This is a genomic window from Rhizobium sp. Leaf262, from assembly GCF_001422245.1.
In the GTDB taxonomy this organism is placed as follows: domain Bacteria; phylum Pseudomonadota; class Alphaproteobacteria; order Rhizobiales; family Rhizobiaceae; genus Agrobacterium.
In genome coordinates, this window is sequence record NZ_LMMM01000006.1 from 97,425 (window position 1) to 113,680 (window position 16,256).

General features: G+C 55.0%; 17 protein-coding genes. 7 read left to right on the forward strand and 10 right to left on the reverse strand.

Annotated elements, in window-relative coordinates; genetic code table 11:
• Window positions 1-10 precede the first annotated feature (10 nt).
• On the reverse strand, window positions 11-622 hold the full coding sequence (locus tag ASF29_RS08475) for a TetR-like C-terminal domain-containing protein (protein WP_062450253.1): 612 nt from the start codon (window positions 620-622) through the stop codon (window positions 11-13).
• A gap of 62 nt (window positions 623-684) precedes the next feature.
• Here ASF29_RS08475 and ASF29_RS08480 point away from each other — a divergent pair, with 62 nt between their 5' ends.
• Entirely contained in the window at window positions 685-1,128 is a 444-nt protein-coding gene (locus ASF29_RS08480; RefSeq protein WP_062450254.1) for a nuclear transport factor 2 family protein, read from the forward strand.
• Complete coding sequence (locus tag ASF29_RS08485) at window positions 1,128-1,976, forward strand: ergot alkaloid biosynthesis protein (protein WP_062450255.1); 849 nt, start codon at window positions 1,128-1,130, stop codon at window positions 1,974-1,976. The genes ASF29_RS08480 and ASF29_RS08485 overlap by 1 nt, the downstream gene beginning before the upstream one ends.
• Window positions 1,977-2,040: 64 nt before the next feature.
• On the opposite strand, the gene ASF29_RS08490 is transcribed toward ASF29_RS08485, so the two are convergent.
• Window positions 2,041-2,595: a TetR/AcrR family transcriptional regulator gene (locus tag ASF29_RS08490; protein WP_062450256.1), complete on the reverse strand. Its 555-nt coding sequence runs from the start codon at window positions 2,593-2,595 to the stop codon at window positions 2,041-2,043.
• Between the two features lie 73 nt (window positions 2,596-2,668).
• On the opposite strand from ASF29_RS08490, the gene ASF29_RS08495 reads away from it, so the two are divergent.
• Both ASF29_RS08495 and ASF29_RS08500 read left to right on the forward strand, forming a co-directional pair.
• On the forward strand, window positions 2,669-3,079 hold the full coding sequence (locus ASF29_RS08495; protein WP_062450257.1) for a hypothetical protein: 411 nt from the start codon (window positions 2,669-2,671) through the stop codon (window positions 3,077-3,079).
• A gap of 245 nt (window positions 3,080-3,324) precedes the next feature.
• Window positions 3,325-3,741 (forward strand): nuclear transport factor 2 family protein, encoded by a 417-nt coding sequence (locus tag ASF29_RS08500; RefSeq protein ID WP_062450258.1) that lies wholly within the window; start codon window positions 3,325-3,327, stop codon window positions 3,739-3,741.
• Window positions 3,742-3,881: 140 nt separating this feature from the next.
• Here the strand turns inward: ASF29_RS08500 and ASF29_RS08505 are convergent, their stop codons facing one another.
• Entirely contained in the window at window positions 3,882-4,808 is a 927-nt protein-coding gene (locus ASF29_RS08505) for an AraC family transcriptional regulator (protein ID WP_062450327.1), read from the reverse strand.
• A gap of 79 nt (window positions 4,809-4,887) precedes the next feature.
• Between ASF29_RS08505 and ASF29_RS08510 the strand changes: the two genes are divergently transcribed.
• Window positions 4,888-5,715, forward strand: coding sequence for an oxidoreductase (locus ASF29_RS08510; RefSeq protein WP_062450259.1), 828 nt, complete (start codon window positions 4,888-4,890; stop codon window positions 5,713-5,715).
• A 79-nt stretch (window positions 5,716-5,794) separates the two neighbouring features.
• Here ASF29_RS08510 and ASF29_RS25030 read toward each other — a convergent pair whose 3' ends face one another.
• The 5 genes from ASF29_RS25030 to ASF29_RS08535 all read right to left on the reverse strand — a co-directional run bounded on the left by ASF29_RS25030 (window position 5,795) and on the right by ASF29_RS08535 (window position 11,076).
• Window positions 5,795-6,370: an acyltransferase gene (locus ASF29_RS25030; RefSeq protein ID WP_082453425.1), complete on the reverse strand. Its 576-nt coding sequence runs from the start codon at window positions 6,368-6,370 to the stop codon at window positions 5,795-5,797.
• Window positions 6,371-6,609: 239 nt separating this feature from the next.
• The gene (locus ASF29_RS08520) at window positions 6,610-7,257 is read right to left on the reverse strand and encodes a hypothetical protein (protein ID WP_156462577.1); all 648 of its coding nucleotides are present in this window, start codon (window positions 7,255-7,257) and stop codon (window positions 6,610-6,612) included.
• Window positions 7,258-7,367: 110 nt separating this feature from the next.
• The gene (locus ASF29_RS08525; RefSeq protein ID WP_062450261.1) at window positions 7,368-9,539 is read right to left on the reverse strand and encodes a xanthine dehydrogenase family protein molybdopterin-binding subunit; all 2,172 of its coding nucleotides are present in this window, start codon (window positions 9,537-9,539) and stop codon (window positions 7,368-7,370) included.
• Window positions 9,539-10,516, reverse strand: a complete 978-nt coding sequence (locus tag ASF29_RS08530) for a xanthine dehydrogenase family protein subunit M (protein ID WP_062450262.1) — start codon at window positions 10,514-10,516, stop codon at window positions 9,539-9,541. The genes ASF29_RS08525 and ASF29_RS08530 overlap by 1 nt, the downstream gene beginning before the upstream one ends.
• Entirely contained in the window at window positions 10,513-11,076 is a 564-nt protein-coding gene (locus tag ASF29_RS08535) for a 2Fe-2S iron-sulfur cluster-binding protein (protein ID WP_062450263.1), read from the reverse strand. The genes ASF29_RS08530 and ASF29_RS08535 overlap by 4 nt, the downstream gene beginning before the upstream one ends.
• A gap of 305 nt (window positions 11,077-11,381) precedes the next feature.
• Between ASF29_RS08535 and ASF29_RS08540 the strand changes: the two genes are divergently transcribed.
• Complete coding sequence (locus ASF29_RS08540) at window positions 11,382-12,464, forward strand: LysR family transcriptional regulator (RefSeq protein ID WP_244473519.1); 1,083 nt, start codon at window positions 11,382-11,384, stop codon at window positions 12,462-12,464.
• A gap of 8 nt (window positions 12,465-12,472) precedes the next feature.
• Here the strand turns inward: ASF29_RS08540 and ASF29_RS08545 are convergent, their stop codons facing one another.
• On the reverse strand, window positions 12,473-13,354 hold the full coding sequence (locus ASF29_RS08545; RefSeq protein ID WP_062450264.1) for an AraC family transcriptional regulator: 882 nt from the start codon (window positions 13,352-13,354) through the stop codon (window positions 12,473-12,475).
• 31 nt (window positions 13,355-13,385) lie between these two features.
• A complete protein-coding gene (locus ASF29_RS08550; RefSeq protein ID WP_062450329.1) occupies window positions 13,386-14,615 on the reverse strand; it encodes an NAD(P)/FAD-dependent oxidoreductase in 1,230 nt (409 codons plus the stop codon).
• 99 nt (window positions 14,616-14,714) lie between these two features.
• Between ASF29_RS08550 and ASF29_RS08555 the strand changes: the two genes are divergently transcribed.
• Entirely contained in the window at window positions 14,715-16,256 is a 1,542-nt protein-coding gene (locus tag ASF29_RS08555) for a cation:proton antiporter (protein ID WP_062450330.1), read from the forward strand.

Sequence of the window (16,256 nt, forward strand, 5' to 3'; positions counted from 1 at the left end):
CTTTGCAACGTCAGAGAAGTTTTATTGCAGCGTTCAGGGCATTCGCTTGTCGCTGGATTTGAACCCGGCTCATCGAACGCTTTGTCACAATCATGCGCCAATAAAGGGCTGAGGGGATCATATCCAACGCCATTTCAATGTCGACGTTTGCATTGAGCTCGCCACGTGCGATCGCCCGTTCGATGATCGCAGACCCCGCAGCGCGACGAGCCTGAGCAAGCCTCTTCAAGGCGACGACGAGTTCGCTGTCGCGAGCGGCTTCCGCATAAAGATCAGGCAAAATTCTGCGCACGAGCCGATGACGGAGCGCACGCCTCATCATGAGCAAGTAAGCTTCGAGCTCTTCGATCAAACTGCCTCTGGCGGAGACATCGGTAAGCTTCATACCAAGGTTCTCTATCGCCTCGGATGCCATTGCAAGCTTAGATGGCCAGCGGCGGTAGATCGCCGCTTTGCCAGCACCTGCGCGCGCTGCGACCCGCTCAAGGCTTATTCCGCCGTAACCATAGGTGGCCCAATCTTCAAAGAAAGCCCGAACCAATGCCTCGGTGAGATCGGTGCGCATAATTGCAGCACCGCTGGGTTTGCGTCGATTTTCTTCGTCGATACTCTTGCGTTCCATCCAGGGCGCTCCATGTATGTTGGACGGAACGATAGCGTTCCATTCATTTGGAGTAAAGCACGATGACCAATAACATTGACGCCTTCCCAAGCCTGTCATCTCTTTTGCGACAGGCTCTCGGCGATCTGATTTCTGCTAAGGCGACATCGTTTCTCGATATGTGTGATGACGATATCGTTTTCGAATTCCCCTACGCGCCTGATGGATTTACCGAGCGTCTTGTCGGCAAGGCGGCACTCGAGGCCTATCTTCCGACGGTCGCCGACTTGTTGACAATTGAATCGATGAGCCTAAGCCGGGTGATGATCGCCGTTGGTTCCGACGCAGCCGCAATCGAATTCAGCTGCAAGGGATATTCCAACGAGACAGGCGCGCGCTATGATCAGGTTTACGTCTCGGTGGTCGAGTTGAAGAGCGGTCTTATCACGCGCTATCGCGACTACTGGAACCCGCTTGTGCTTCTCTCGGCAACGAAAACTTCACCTGCTACGACGGAGTCCCACTAATGCCGAGCGATACATCAACGAAGATTCTCGTGACAGGTGGCACTGGTACGACCGGACGATTGGTTGCCGAAGGCCTGAGAGAGCGTGGGATCGTTCCGAAGATAGGCACGCGCAATCCGTCTCGCGAAAGCGAGGTTCTATTCGACTGGCAGAAGCCGGAAAGTGCCCGCAGAACTTTCGATGGGGTGGATGCAGTCTACATTGTCGCCCCGACGAATACGAGTGACCATGGCGCAATCGTACTGCCGCTCCTCGATATTGCACGCTCTTCCGGTGTCCGGCGCTTTGTCCTCCTTAGCGCGTCATCGTTGGAGGCAGGTGGACCGATGATGGGGCAGGTCCACGCGTATCTTGCAGGCAACGTTCCCGAGTGGACTGTTTTGCGCCCCACCTGGTTCTTGCAGAACTTTTCGGGCGAGCAGCACCAGAACACCGTCCGGCAGGAAAATGCCATTTACTCTGCAACCGGAGCGGGCCGGGTTGGTTTCATTGACGCAGCCGATATTGCACGTGCTGCTGTCAGCGCCTTGCTCGAAGACCAATCCTGGAACAGAGATTTCATTCTGACCGGCCCTGAAACCTTGTCCTACGCGGATGTTGCTTCCAAGCTGAGCGGCATTCTTGGTCGTACCATCCGGCATGTAAATCTTGATGTCGACCAACTGGCCGAAAGATATCAGGCTGGTGGGTTGGATAAAGACTACGCGCAAACGCTTGCCTCAATGGACAAGTGGATAGAGGAGGGGAACGAAGACCGAGTGACGGACGGTGTGCTCGCTTTGACTGGGAGAGAGCCGAGTTCGGCAGACGCCTTTATTGGGAGAAACAGTCATCGTTGGCGTTCCTGAGGTCTATCACCCCATGTGTCAGGTGACGCATGTCTTCAGTTTCTTATCATGGATGCGTTGAAAGTCATTTTCTGAGCGGCATGCCGTAGATTGTGACGTGTGCTTCAATCAAACGCCTCATGTCCTTGACATCTTCAGCAGCGTAGCGGAGGCCTCGCATTCCGTAGGTGAGTGTCAATGCGTAGTCTTCGCGGCTGATAGGCAAAGGCCACGGGTCCACGTTTTCGTTGATGAGATCGACAATCAACAGCTGAAACCGTGAGTACACCTGGCGCACGGCAGGAAAGCGAAGATCAAAGAGGTCTGCGGCGTCAGGAAATGCTTCCGCGAGTTCGACACCATGCGCTCCCCATACCAGACAGGCGTGTAACAGCTTCTGGTCTATGGGCTCAATCTCGGCCACGGCAGCTCTTATCCGGGCCAGCGAACGTTCATCCATTTGTTCGATAACCCTGCCGAATATCGCCTCCTTGTCTGGAAACAAAAGATAGAGTGCGGGCCGGGAGATGCCGGCTGCTGTGGCGATGTCGCTCATTGTGGTGCGAGCGAAGCCATACCGAACGAACACGTCTTCTGCCCCTCGCAGAATGTCATCTGTCTTATCGATTCTGTTGCGCATAAGGTATCTTGACATCTCGACAAAAAATGTCAAAATCTGACAAAATTACAAATAATGTCAGAAAGTTTGAATTATGAACGAACTTGAATTTTCGCCTGATGGCCTGACTGAGGCTGGTCGCGTGATCGGCGATGAACCCGTTGTGATGATAAATCTGCTTTCTTTCAGGGATCGCCCTTCTTATCCCGATGACTTCCAAGACAAGAGGGCAACGGCTCGGGCTGCATATTATGAAGGCTACGCGGGTGAATTCCGCGATATCGCAGCCAGCCTGGGTATACCCGTAGAACTGGTCTATGCGGGCAGGCAGCTCAAGACAGTGTTTCCACGAGAACAAGAGCAATGGGACGACATCGTAGTTGTCCGGTATAGAAGCTTCGCCGATCTGCGATCAATCGTAGACAGTCGGGATTACTCAATACGCGCAGAGCCTCATCGTCTGGCTGCTGTTTCAGACTGGCGGTTTATTGCCACTCGGCCTTGAAGACCTTGTCGACCTCAACACGCTAGCACGCGTATCCGGTTTGAACATTTAAGCATTTTTAGCGATCCGCAAGGTTTAGCGCCCTTGTGATCAACCAAAGTTTATTCGAGACCGCCGAAGCAGGCTTGCATTGAGGTAAACGAGGAAATGAAATGTTTCCAGCCTAAGCAGCCCACACATGACGCCACTTTGGGACGTTTATCCCGCGCGGCACTCCATGATCCTAAGTCAAGAAAGGATGAACATTGCCTTATTCACAGACCGAGCAATCGAACTTGAACATCGTGAACAACGCTCTTACGGGTTCGTCTCATGACTTTGCAAAATTTTTCGAGATTTTTGTAGACGACGTTGAGTGGACACTGGCAGGCCACGGTCCGATCGCAGGAACGTATCACAGCAAAGAAGAACTTTTCTCGAAAGCGGAAGAGGCGCTTTTTGCGCGGTTTGCGTCACCGCTAACCATCACGGTCGTAGGAACGTGGGCCGATGGCGACAAGGTGTTTGCCCGCATCAAGAGTGCAACAACCGCTATTGATGGTGCTCCCTACCGCAACGAATACATGTACATCATGGACATGCGCGACGGCCGGGTTGTTTCTGGCATCGAATGGCTCGATTTCCACGCTTATTACGAAATCATAGACCGCGTCAAACTCTGAACAGGGAATAGCTGCGCTGCAAGTTCTGCGAAGCTGGCTTTGTAGGGAACTCTGCAATCGCCTGTGGCGTAAACGACCTTGAAACGATCCGTCGTGACCGGTTGATGACGCTGCGCCACCTATATCTTGTCTAGGCGTCATCAGGCCTGCTCTCCCAGATGATGCCGAACCCACTTCACTTCTTCCGATGCTGTTCGCCCGAAATGCCGTTTGAAGTCACGGCTGAACTGCGCCGGACTTACGTAACCGACCGATATAGCCACTTGCGCGATTGTCCCGCTTTGGCGAGCGATCATCAGTCTTGCCTCGTGAAGCCGCAATGCTTTCAAATATTGAATCGGGCTCGATCCGGTCAGCTTCTTGAAATGCATGTGATAGGAGGGAACGCTCATACCCACGTCTTTTGCCAGGTCCGCTACAGCGATGTCGGAACCGTAGTTCTCGCGTATCCACACCAGGCTCTGGACCAATTTTCCGGACGTGCCTTTTCGCTGAAGGGCTGCAACGACTGCAGCGCCTTGCGGTCCAACCATGACCCGATAATGCAGTTCGCGCAGGATTGAGGCTCCAAGCACTGCGATATCAACCGCGCTGCCGAGTGCAATCAACAGGCGTAACAGGACATCCTCGATGTCATCGCCCATTCTGCTTGATGTGAGGCCTTTGGGCAGTGTCGTTGCCGGACCTGCGTGTTTTTCAATCTGCATGGCGATTTCGGCCGCCATTTGCATATCGAACTCCAGATAGATCGCCAGCAAAGGCCGCTGCGGACTGGCAGTCGACGTCATCCGAAAGGGAACCGGGACCGATACGGCAAGATAGTGGTCCTCATCATAGAGGTAGATATCTCCTTCGAGGAGGCCTTGCTTGCTTCCCTGTAAGACGAATACGGCCCCTGGATTATAGAGCACCGGAATGTCGCGAAGCACAGTCTCGGTTCTCAGAATACGGACCGTAGGAAGGGCTGTCGGGTTGTACCCGTGGCGAGGAGCGAGTTGTCCGGCCAATTCGACAAGCTGGTTCTTCATGGACGCTCTTCTGTCGTCATAAATAGGATTTGGCAACAACCTGATAGTTTCCAAGATCGTTCTTCCAAGGTTCTCATATTATCTGTCACGTCCACAAGCAATCAAGGAGTTTCAAACAATGGTAGCCAGGACATTCTTCATCACTGGAGCAAATTCAGGCTTCGGATTGGCGATCGCTACCGCCGCAGTCCAGGCCGGTCACGAAGTCATTGGGACAGTCCGCTCCCAAAGCTCTCGTGAAGCGATGGCAAAGTCCCTTCCGGCACTGCACACGGTCATTTGCGACGTGACCGAATTCGATCGTATTCCAGAGGTCGTCAGGCAAGCCGAGGACAAGTACGGACCCGTTGACGTGCTGATAAACAATGCCGGTTACGGTCACGAGGGTGTACTCGAAGAGTCGCCGATCGATGAGATGCGACGTCAGTTTGACGTCAATGTTTTTGGAGCGGTTGCGGTGGCCAAAGCATTTCTTCCCAGGTTCCGGGAGCGACGCCGTGGCTTTATCGTCAACGTCACATCGATGGGCGGCATGATCACCATGCCGGGCATCGCGTATTACTGCGGCAGCAAATTCGCACTCCAAGGTATTTCCGAAGTCATGCGCTCGGAAATGGCACCTTTTGGTGTTCACGTTACGACACTTTGCCCCGGTTCCTTCCGAACGGATTGGGCAGGGCGCTCGATGATACGAACGGAGAGGTCGATTGCAGATTACGACAGTCTATTTGATCCGATCCGCAAGGCCAGACAGGCCGTGAGTGGCAACCAACTTGGTGATCCTGAAAAGCTGGCCGCCGCCGTACTCACCCTCATCGAATCCGATAGCCCTCCGCCGCAACTTCTTCTGGGAAGCGATGCTCTCAAGCACGTAACGGAGCGGATCGACCGGTTGCAACAGGAAATCGAGGCGTGGAAAGCTCTCACTGTTTCGACTGATGGATGATGACCGGGTGTAAGGCACCCCGCGATCGCCGCACGCTGCCAGATACTAGACAGTCGTGCGGGCGTGTGCCCGCTGGCCCTTACGGTACCCAAGAGACATCGTTTTTGACGACTTTCGCGGGGTTGCCTGCAACGACGGAACCCGCCGGAACATCTTTCACCACGACCGCTCCGGCAGCTATCACAGCGCCGTCGCCGATGGTGACCCCTTTGAGGATCATGGAACGCATCCCGATCCAGACGTGATTTCCGATTGTAATGGGTGCGGCGTTAGGGCGTCCGACGATTGTGTGGCCATCCCAATCGCGGATTATAACCTGATCGGCGATGAAAACCTGCTCGCCAATCGTTATTTCATGGCCGCAGGATATCCAGCTGTTACGATTTGTAAAACCACTCCCCAATGTAAGCTTCGCCCCGCTTTGAATGCCGATCGTGCAGCCGCTATAGACATCGAAGCGACCATTGAGATGGAGCTGTCCGTCGGGTTTTATAATGAGCTGCGTAGGCTCTGCCGGAAGACCTTTCCAAGCTTGACCAAGGCATATCTCGCCAGCGCCTGTTACTTGTCCTTCAACATGTGCTGTACCCCGATTGACCAGTCTGATTGACTTGTTTGCGCCGCGCCTTGTGATGATGCGAAATAGATTTGCCATGTGAAATCCGAACTCTGGGAGAGACGCATATTTCGGGGAACGCAACGCGGGATAAAAGGGGAAGTCCCATCTGCCGTTATCCGTTCGAGTGCTTGTTTAGCACAAAGCGAAGGAATGCAGTTATGGTTTAAAGCTTAAAGCTTATGTCAGATTGCGCTCCTATCATTTTGTATCGCCTGCGACACCGCGACCGCGGGATATGGCTGTGGTAGAGCGGTTAGCTGCGGCAGACTGAGCCATCATTGCGCTATGAACCCGATAACAGATATCGCCTCGTATGCTGCTGCCATGATCAAGGCGGGAATAATGATGATGTAAATCTTGGCGGTTGCCACTAAGCCCGCTTTGTAACCCTGAATATGACTTTGCAGTCCATAAAGACCGGGTCTAAGAAACATTCTGCTATGGATCCAGGCCGCCAAAGCCGCAAGTGCGTACGCAAATCCTTCCAGAAAAAGCGTGATGTAATGAATGAAGATTGATTGATCATTCGCACCGACAGGCGTGAAGAGAATTCCCCAAAGCAGAAAGCGAAGGCCCGTGACCAAGACACCGAGATAGGGCACGATAAAGGTCGGTAAAGTCGTCTGTAAGAAGCACGCCCACATCAGATTGACGAGGAATGTTACAGCCATGGCATACGGAATATTCCCTTCGGAATATGCCGACGATATGAGCCAACCGAGACTGCCGGATTCGCCGCCATTTCGAAGCGCTCCGAGCCCACCTGGTCGGAGTTCCGGTATGACGAGCGTCAAAGCGGTGCCAGCTATGAAAAGTGCCACAAAGCTCGCTGCCAGCACGAAAGCGGTTTTCCGGTGGTATTTTAGAATTTCAAACAGTGTGGCTGTCTTCCGCAAAATGCACTCTTTCATCCGCCGCTTCATGCAGGCGCGCCACGGCATCCGATGGTGTCGCGGCGTGCCCCGTGTATAAAAACGAGTTTCTTCTAGCCATGGCATGCTGTCGTGCCATGGTCATATTGCCTCCGGCGCTATCAATGCTGGTGAAGCGCGGGCAGCAGGCTTGCCAGCCGGATTGGAAATTTGTGAACTCTGGCGCCACAGGCGTTATAAATAGCGTTGGCAAGGGCAGCGGATGATCCGCAATTCCCCAGTTCTCCCACGCCTTTGACGCCCACCGGATTTGCGTCCAGGTCCGGTCTGTCGATCAGGATGACATCAATGTCGGGAATATCTGCGTGGACCGGCACCAGATATTCCGCCAAATCTCCATTCACGATGTTTCCGTAACGTGTATCAATTTCGGCAGCTTCACGAATGGCTGCCGAAACGCCCCATATCATCCCTCCCAAAAGCTGAGATCTGGCTGTTTTAGGATTAAGAATACGGCCAGCGGAGAACACGCCGAGCATACGTCGAATCCGGACTTCGCCTGTTAAAGAATGAACGCCGACCTCGATAAAGTGGGCACCGTATGTGTGACGCGACTTTGCTTCCCAGTCTGCGGTATTGGCAGAAGATGCAATTGTGCCTGTTGCCATCAGTCCTGAGGGATTTGCCTTCAAAACATCTGCTATAAAATTCGGGCCTGGTGAAACTCCTGCGCGCTCCAGAAGGGAGAGACACGCACGATGCAGGGCTGTCGCCGTGTTTGGTGCACCCCATGATCCTCCTGAACCTCCGCCGGGTGGCAGGCTTGAATGCGCCAAGGTAACGTCAATGTCCTCAACCTGCTGCCCAAGAAGTTCGGCAGCGATCTGGGCAAGAATCGTGTAGCTACCCGTGCCGATGTCGGTCAGGTCTGACCTGACCTCTATCCTGCCGTTTGGCCTTATGGCGACCTCGACTTCTGCTGACCCTTGAAAGTGAAAGCGAATGGCCGAAGCGACGCCCATTCCGATCAGCCACTGGCCATCACGCCGCTCACCCGGTTTCGCGCCACGCTCCGACCAACCAAACCGTTGCGCGCCGGTACGAAGACATTCGCCAAGGTCGCGCCCGGTCAGTGGGACGCCCGTCTCCGGATCGGATGTCGTATCGTTCAGAAGGCGCAATTCGACCGGATCGATCGACAGTTTTTCGGCAAGCTCGTCCATCGCTATTTCAACAGCGAGCAAACCTGTCATTTCGCCGGGCGCGCGAACAGCCTCGCCGTTCGGCAGGTCGAGATGAAACGATTGATGACGTGTCAAGCGATGAGGAGCAGCATAGAGAGATCGTGTCACGGTGGCGGTCTGCTCGACAAACGGATCGTTACGATTGGAGTAAATCAGGGCCTCATGGCCTATTGCCGCGAGGCGACCATCGGCGCTCGCACCCAGCCGAACCCGTTGCTGTTGCCATGGGCGAAGACCTGTGAGGCCGAACATCTGTTGCCGGGTCAACGAAACCTTCACCGGGTGTCCTGACATTTTGGCGGCAACGGCAGCACCCATCAGGTCAGCGTGTACGGCAAGTTTCGAACCAAACCCACCCCCGACGAACGGCGCGGAGATGACCAGCCGCTCTTTCGACAATCCGAAAGCAGCCTCCAGGGATGTCTGAATATTGGTTATCGTCTGATGACTGGTGACGAGATTGAGAGTCTCGCCGTCCCACCACGCCAGCGTCGCATGCGGCTCCATGGGTTGCGACAGTTGCATCGCGGTTTCAAAGCTCGCATCGACCTGTACAGTGGACCCTGCGAAGCCGGTGTCGAAATCACCAACTCTGGTCGTGCCGACAAAGCCGGCCGCAGCCATTTCCTCATCGACAATTTCGCTCTCTGGAGAGTAGGCGAAATTCCCTTGGCCAGGCTTATACAAGGGCTTTACGGCGCGGGCCGCATCTCTCGCCTGTTCGAAGGTGTCTGCAACCACCAGAGCGACGGGTTCACCATAATGGTTTATCGTGTTGCTCGACAGGATGGGCCGTGCCCGGGTCGTAAAATTGGCGTTTGATGTATCCAGCTTACCCTGTGGAATACAGTTTTTATAGGTGATGATCCGGCGAACCCCTTCCATCTTTTCAGCCGCCGTCACGTCAATGTCCAGGATTTCGCCTTGTCCTATGCTGGAAGTCGCAAAGACGCCAACCAAAGCCTTTAGGGCCGGGGCGTGCTCATAGGCGTAAGTTGCAGCGCCTGTTACCTTTTTTACGCCGTCCAGTCGGCTGACGGGTTTGCCGACGATGCGTGTGTCCGTGCTATCAGTATCGAGACGGATCATTATTTCTGCTCCTGTGCATCAATCAAGGCGGAGTGCAGAGCACGCTGCGCCAGCTCAATCTTGTATCTGTTATGCTCAGTTGGATTTGCCCCTTCGAGAGCCGCGGACGCGGCGTCCCGAGCGACATTTTCAGGGCGGCCGAACCCTCGGTTTTCGGCAGCTTCGACACGCCATGGCTTTGCAGCGAGGCCGCCGAATGCCAGCCGTTCGATGGCGACTTCGTTGCCGTTGATCTGCGCGATCAGTGCGACGGATACGGTCGCAAATGCGTAACTGGCTCGCTCGCGTACCTTGCGATAGACGTGTTTGCCGCTGATGGGGGCGGGAAGCTCGACTTTGGTTATGATCTCCCTAGCCTTCAGATTTGTCTCAATATGTGGTGTCTCATCGGGCAGTCTGTGAAAATCGCTGATCGCAATTTTGCGTTCGCCGTCTGGTCCCGTCACAACGACTGACGCATCCAGCGCGCGCAAGGCAACGGCCATGTCCGATGGGTGCGTTGCGATGCATGATGCACTCGTGCCGAGAATGGCAAGGTTGGCTGACAGTCCGTTGATCGCATCGCATCCTGAGCCGGGTTCTCTCTTGTTGCAGGCCATGGTCGTGCCGTAGAAATAGGGACAGCGTGTACGCTGCATCAAATTACCTGCTGTCGTCGCTCGATTGCGCAGTTGGCCGGAGGCCCCTGAAACCAGTGCGCGCGTCAGGACGCCGTAATCACTCCGCACAGCGGGATGAGAGGCAAGGTCGGCATTACGGACTGTCGCGCCGATCCAGAGTCCACCAGCCTCGGTGACCTCAATTCCGTCCAGACCAAGGTGATTGACGTCAATGAGGTGGGGCGGCGTTTCGATCTGAAGCTTCATGAGGTCCAGCAAATTTGTGCCGCCAGCCAGTAATTTTGCGTCTGGATTTGTGCCTAGAAGAGACATGGCATCATCGATTGAACGGGCACGGTGATAGATGAAGTCCCTCATGCGCGTGTTCCTTTTGCATCGAGAATTGCCGCAATGATGTTGGGGTAAGCCGCGCAACGACAGATGTTGCCGCTCATCCGCTCACGGATTTCCATCGCACTGCTATCGGGTGCGGCATTCAGATCCGCCGTGACCGCGCTGGGGAAACCGGCAGCCAGCTCGTCAAGCACTCCGACGGCTGACAATATCTGGCCGGGCGTACAGTAACCGCACTGGAAACCATCATGCTCGATGAATGCGCTCTGCATTGGATGCAGACTGTCTGCCGATGCCAGGCCTTCAATCGTGACTATCTCACTGCCGTCGTGCATAGCTGCCAGGCTCAGGCACGAATTGATGCGCCGACCATCCACAATCGCGGTACAGGCGCCACACTGGCCATGATCGCAACCCTTCTTTGTCCCGGTCAATGCGAGGTGCTCTCGAAGCATATCGAGAAGCGTTGTACGAGGATCAAGCTGAAGATCATGCTTCTGACCGTTGACAGTCAGGCTCACCAAATTCCGGGTTTTTGATGCCGGTTGTGCAGCGTCCGACTCCAAGGGGGTGACAAACGTCATCCATGTTGCCGCCACGCCTGTCCCGACAACTTGATGAAATTGCCGACGAGTAAGGCCGGGTGCCTGGTCCTCAGTATCTGTCACATGTATCTCCCTTCATGATTGCATCCGGCGATTTAAGCCGGCCAACTAAAATGTTGCATATGCATCAAGCACAACTTTTGGTTAGTGCTTGCAATGTTCACCTTCCCGCAATCAACAGTAGTCACCACCCCGAGCCGATCGATAAAATGATTGTCCGGGAAACTTGGCGAATCCTCCGAAATTTCCAACGATGACTTTCACGGACCAGGTCGGTGGCGTAGGTGGCAAACCATGATGCTGTGTGTGGACCACAGCAAAAATCTAAAGATACCGGGGCGGATGAGGATTCCGTTTTTCCTTCAGGAGCTGTAGAAAACTTTATGAGCGATGAAATTTCCTGGGATGATCAACGCGTTTTTCTGGCTGTTCTGGAGGCCGGCAGCTTTGCAGCGGCCGCGCGTAAACTGGCGGTTTCTCATCCAACGGTTCGGTCCAGAATAGAGGTGCTGGAGAGCGCTCTTGGTGCGGTCTTGTTTGTTCGCTCTACGACGGGCCTAATCCCTACGGAACTGGCAGAAAGCCTTAGAAGACCGGTCACGGCGATGGCCCATGCGTCTCACTCCTTCCGTCGGGAGGCGGCTTCGAGCGGCGGGGTTTCCGGCGTCGTCCGGATGAGCGTACCGGAAATCATGGGTACTGAAGTGCTTCCGAAGATGCTCGCTGATCTAAGGATCGAACACCCAGATCTCCGGATCGAGCTGGTACTGAGCGACGTGTCTGCCGATTTGTTGACACGAGAAGTTGATCTCGCAATTCGCACCTATACTCCAACGCAAGGCGCTCTGGTTGCACGTAAGGCGGCGAATATTCCTCTTGGGCTCTACGCATCCACGTCTTATGTCCACAGACACGGCGTGCCAAAGAACCTTATGGAACTTGGAGATCACGACCTTATCGGTCCAGACCGAAACCGTGCAGATTGGGCTCTTGCGGTGTCTCTTGGTCTGACGTCAACCTCCAGCAACTTCGTCTTCAAGAGCGACAGCCATCCCGCGCAAGTCGCCGCACTTAGACAGGGGATCGGAATTGGAGTGCTGCAGACCCCTCTGGGAGAAACGGATCCCAACTTGATCAGAATATTGCCGGATGTCGATATTCACAAACTTGACGTCTGGATCGTCGCACATGAGAATCTTCTCAAGGTTGGCCGCATCCGAGCCGCCTTCGACCATTTCGTGAAGTCGTTTCAGCGTTACCAACTTCTTGGGCGGCCAGCATCCAGACCATCCGCCAATCCATTCATTGCGGCAGATATCATAGGTCACGATGCCGCTGCGTCGCTCAGTGTTCCAGAGGAATTGTAACGCTGGGCTTAAAACTGCCGCAGACTATTGATGTGTGTTGCGGGCGGCATGCCGAAGACCCTCGTATATTCTCTGGAGAATTGCGATGGGCTGCCATAACCAACCTGAAATCCAGCAGTCGCTGCGTCGAGCCCGTCACTGAGCATAAGTCGGCGCGCTTCCTGGAGCCGTAACTGGGTTCTGAATTCCAGTGGGCTCATATTGGTGATCGCTTTAAAGTGGGTATAAAAGGTCGAGCGACTCATACCGGCAACTTCGGCGGCTGTCTCTACCGGACATTGCTCCCGGTAGTGTTCGCGGATCCACAGGATCGCTCTCGCTATCTGCGTAAGGTGCGTGCCCGCATGCGCGATCCGGCGCACGTCATGACCTGAAGCGCCCGTGATAAGCCGATAGAGAATTTCGCGTTTTGCCAGCGGTGCAAGGGCGTCGATGTCCTGAGGAGTGTCTAGTAACTTCAAAAGACGCGTTGCGGCATCAATGATGCCGGGATCAACCTCATTGAGCAGAAGTCCCGCCGGGTTGCGTCCTGACGGTCGCTCGTTCGAAGGATACCGAACCGTCAGGTCAGCCAGTTCAGCGGTATCGAGGTCAAGCTGCATTGAAAGATAAGGTTTTTCCGGAGAAGCCTCTATAACCGCTCCCATGACTGGAAGATCAACCGAAGCGATAAGATAATTGGCGCTGTCATAGACGAAGCTTCTTGCTCCAAGTGTTGCACGCTTTCGTCCCTGTGCGACGAGGCAAAGTGCCGGTTCATAAATGACAGGCATTGGAAGCGTCGGCGTGGAACAGCGTATCAGCCTCAGACCCGGCAGCTTGGTTTCGAACGTGCCGTCGCATGGAGCATGTCGTTTAATGATTGCTTCGATCTGTTGTCTGTCTGTCATTACCAAAATACTGCCGTTTGCCCTTTATTTGCTAAGATGTCATGACCGCAAGAACCTCACCGGCGGCACGCAGTCCACTGTCCCACGCACCATGAGCCGTGGAGAAGTCCTGAGGATGTGTCGCTTCGCCGGCGAAAAACAACCGGTCTTCCACTGGTTGCGCAAGTAAAATACGCGCTTGCGAGGCACCGGGAACTGCATGGCTGTAGGAGCCGTGTATCCAGTCCATCGCGCACCAGGTGGAGGCGATCAAAGGCTTCAAATGAGATCTGATGCGATTTCCGATGAGCGATGCAAGCTCGTCTGATGCGAATGCAAAAGCATCCATGAGACCTGCGGTCTCCAGACGCGCAGCGCCTTCGCCCCCATAAAAGCCTTCAATCAGCTGTCGACCCATTGGCCTGATATAATAGCTGCCAGTTGACGAGTCGCGAGGGTTGCCCAGCAGATGGGTCTCCGGTTCCAGACCATGGTGACCCTCAAGCCTGATGAACAATTTGTCTGCAAGCCCAAGCGGCAATTGGGTCGCCGCCTGCAAATGGTCATCCACTTCTCGATCGAATGAGATCATGCCTCGCGCGAGCACATTGGTGGATGCCGTGACAATCACCGCGCTTGCCAACAACGCGTTGCGATCTGTCTCGACACGCACACCGTCCCCAGTCAGCGCCACGCGTCGAACTGGCGTCGACAAATGCACGGCGGCATCCGTTGGGAGGCAGCTTGTAATCAGGCTCCCATATCCTTCCTTCACACGCCAGTTATCATCAGTGGCTGCGTCGTCATAAGCGAGAAAATCGTGGATCGAGAGTTGCTCCAAGGGCGCGCCGTTGAGATAAGCGCTGAGCGACTGGCAATATTGGTTCCATTCGCCGTCAGGATCGAGTGCATCCGAAGCCCGGTCCGTCTCAGGGGGATCGCGTCTGATCCGCTCATTGAACGCTTCCCACGCTGATCGCGCGGCAAATCGTTCAGCCTTGGAGAAGCCAAGATCGTGCCATTGGCTCTGCCAGGCGGATATCGTGCGGTCGATGGAAAATCCCGTCTCGCGACCGACTTGTGAAAGCGGATTGCGTTTGGCGGAGTGGAGCCAGCCGCAACCGAGATCCAGCGGCATTCCGCACAGGCCGATCGTCCATGCGCGCCCGCCAATGCGATTGCTGGCTTCGAGAATAACGACAGAACGTCCGGCGCTCGTCAGTTTTCGAGCCGCTGCAATACCGGCCGCTCCCGCACCGATAACAGCAACGTCATAATCCAGCGCCATGATTATTTCTCACGCTTATCCTTCATGTTAAACACCTTTACATGCAGCATCTAGCTCTTTCAACGCGCTCGAAAGCATTGGAGTGTCATGGCGATGACTTTCTTTGAGACCATTATTGCATTGCTGGCGATTGCTATGTTGCTTCTTCAAGTCACGCGGCGAATGCACTTGCCTTATCCCGGCATTCTCGCCGCTGCCGGTGTGGCTGTGGCTCTCCTGCCCGGAGCGCCCACGATCCCCATCGACCCGCCCACGGCACTGGCTCTCTTCATCGCGCCTGTCTTGATCGATTCAGCCTATGATTTTCCCGTGGGCGCGGCGCGCCGAATGCTGCTACCGCTAATCTTCTACGCGATCTTCGCTGTTCTCATTACCACCTGCGTCGTAACGTTGGTCGGCGTTGAAATGGCCGGGCTTCCATTGGCGGTGGCATTCACGCTGGGTGCCATTGTCGCTCCGCCGGATGCAGCGGCAGCAACGGCGGTTCTTTCCAGCCTTCCAGTGTCTAGACGCGTCGACACGCTCCTGAAAGGCGAAAGCCTTTTCAATGATGCGACGGCTCTCTTGCTCTTTGGCGCGGCGCTGACGATGCAAGCACAGGGAGGCATAAATGGCGCAGTCGCGGTTCAACTTGGTCTGGCGGTGCCGGGCGGAATTGTCTTCGGCATCGTCTTCGGGTTTTTGGTATCCCGGCTCAGGCCACTGACGGAGAACACTGTGGGCGGCACTCTGTTACAGTTTGTTTATGCCTTCTCGACCTGGCTCATTGCCGAGCATCTACATCTGTCTGCCGTTCTGGCAACGGTGGCGAGCGCCATGACGATCGCCGCGCTTGAGAAGGTCGATAACTCGCCGCGCATGCGTGTTCATTCCTTCGCAGTCTGGACAACGGTCGTCTTTCTTTTGAATGTGGTCGCTTTTCTTTTGATGGGCCTGCAGGCTCGCCGCATCGTCCAGGCGATGCCATCCGAGCAACTGGAACGCGCCGTGTATTTTGCCGCAGTCGTTGTTGCCGCCGTTATCGTAACGCGTCTTGCTATCGCCTTCCTGCTGCATGCTGCGTCTGCCTTCCCTAACCGGCAGGGGAAGCGTTCGGCACCGTTTACGGCGGGCGAAACCCTATTGGTCGGCTGGTCGGGCATGCGTGGACTGGTCACGCTGGCGACTGCATTTGCGCTACCGGCAGATTTTCCCGAGCGTGATTTGCTGGTGCTCACAGCCTTCGCTGTGGTCCTCTCAACACTTGTCATTCAGGGAGCAACCTTGGCACCGATGATTTCCCTTCTCAAGCTTGGCAGGGAAAAGGAGGCCCGAGAGGAACTCGAAACTGCCCGAAGGTCGCTGGCGGAAGCGGCATTCCGTCGCTTGGAGAATGAAAAGGGGCCAGAGGCAGAAGCCATTCGCGCTATTTATCTCGAGCACCGGAAAGCAACGCCAGATTTGCTAGAGGGTTCTCCGTTGTCGAGACGCCGAAAAATGATCAAAGCTGCGATCATCGCGCAACGAGAGCACCTTGCCGAGTTGCACAAGACGGACCAGATCGGCCCAACGCAATATCTTGAATTGCAAGAAGACCTTGACTGGAAACAGCTTTCTGTAGGCTCTGACGAAAGCAAACGCATCATGGAAGTATGA

Excerpts from the sequence above, each read along its gene's own strand:
- ASF29_RS08475 (WP_062450253.1), bottom strand. The coding sequence starts at position 622 with ATGGAACGCAAGAGTATCGACGAAGAAAATCGACGCAAACCCAGCGGT.
- ASF29_RS08480 (WP_062450254.1), top strand. The coding sequence starts at position 685 with ATGACCAATAACATTGACGCCTTCCCAAGCCTGTCATCTCTTTTGCGA.
- ASF29_RS08485 (WP_062450255.1), top strand. The coding sequence starts at position 1,128 with ATGCCGAGCGATACATCAACGAAGATTCTCGTGACAGGTGGCACTGGT.
- ASF29_RS08490 (WP_062450256.1), bottom strand. The coding sequence starts at position 2,595 with ATGCGCAACAGAATCGATAAGACAGATGACATTCTGCGAGGGGCAGAA.
- ASF29_RS08495 (WP_062450257.1), top strand. The coding sequence starts at position 2,669 with ATGAACGAACTTGAATTTTCGCCTGATGGCCTGACTGAGGCTGGTCGC.
- ASF29_RS08510 (WP_062450259.1), top strand. The coding sequence starts at position 4,888 with ATGGTAGCCAGGACATTCTTCATCACTGGAGCAAATTCAGGCTTCGGA.
- ASF29_RS25030 (WP_082453425.1), bottom strand. The coding sequence starts at position 6,370 with ATGGCAAATCTATTTCGCATCATCACAAGGCGCGGCGCAAACAAGTCA.
- ASF29_RS08520 (WP_156462577.1), bottom strand. The coding sequence starts at position 7,257 with ATGAAGCGGCGGATGAAAGAGTGCATTTTGCGGAAGACAGCCACACTG.
- ASF29_RS08525 (WP_062450261.1), bottom strand. The coding sequence starts at position 9,539 with ATGATCCGTCTCGATACTGATAGCACGGACACACGCATCGTCGGCAAA.
- ASF29_RS08530 (WP_062450262.1), bottom strand. The coding sequence starts at position 10,516 with ATGAGGGACTTCATCTATCACCGTGCCCGTTCAATCGATGATGCCATG.
- ASF29_RS08535 (WP_062450263.1), bottom strand. The coding sequence starts at position 11,076 with ATGACGTTTGTCACCCCCTTGGAGTCGGACGCTGCACAACCGGCATCA.
- ASF29_RS08545 (WP_062450264.1), bottom strand. The coding sequence starts at position 13,354 with ATGACAGACAGACAACAGATCGAAGCAATCATTAAACGACATGCTCCA.
- ASF29_RS08555 (WP_062450330.1), top strand. The coding sequence starts at position 14,715 with ATGACTTTCTTTGAGACCATTATTGCATTGCTGGCGATTGCTATGTTG.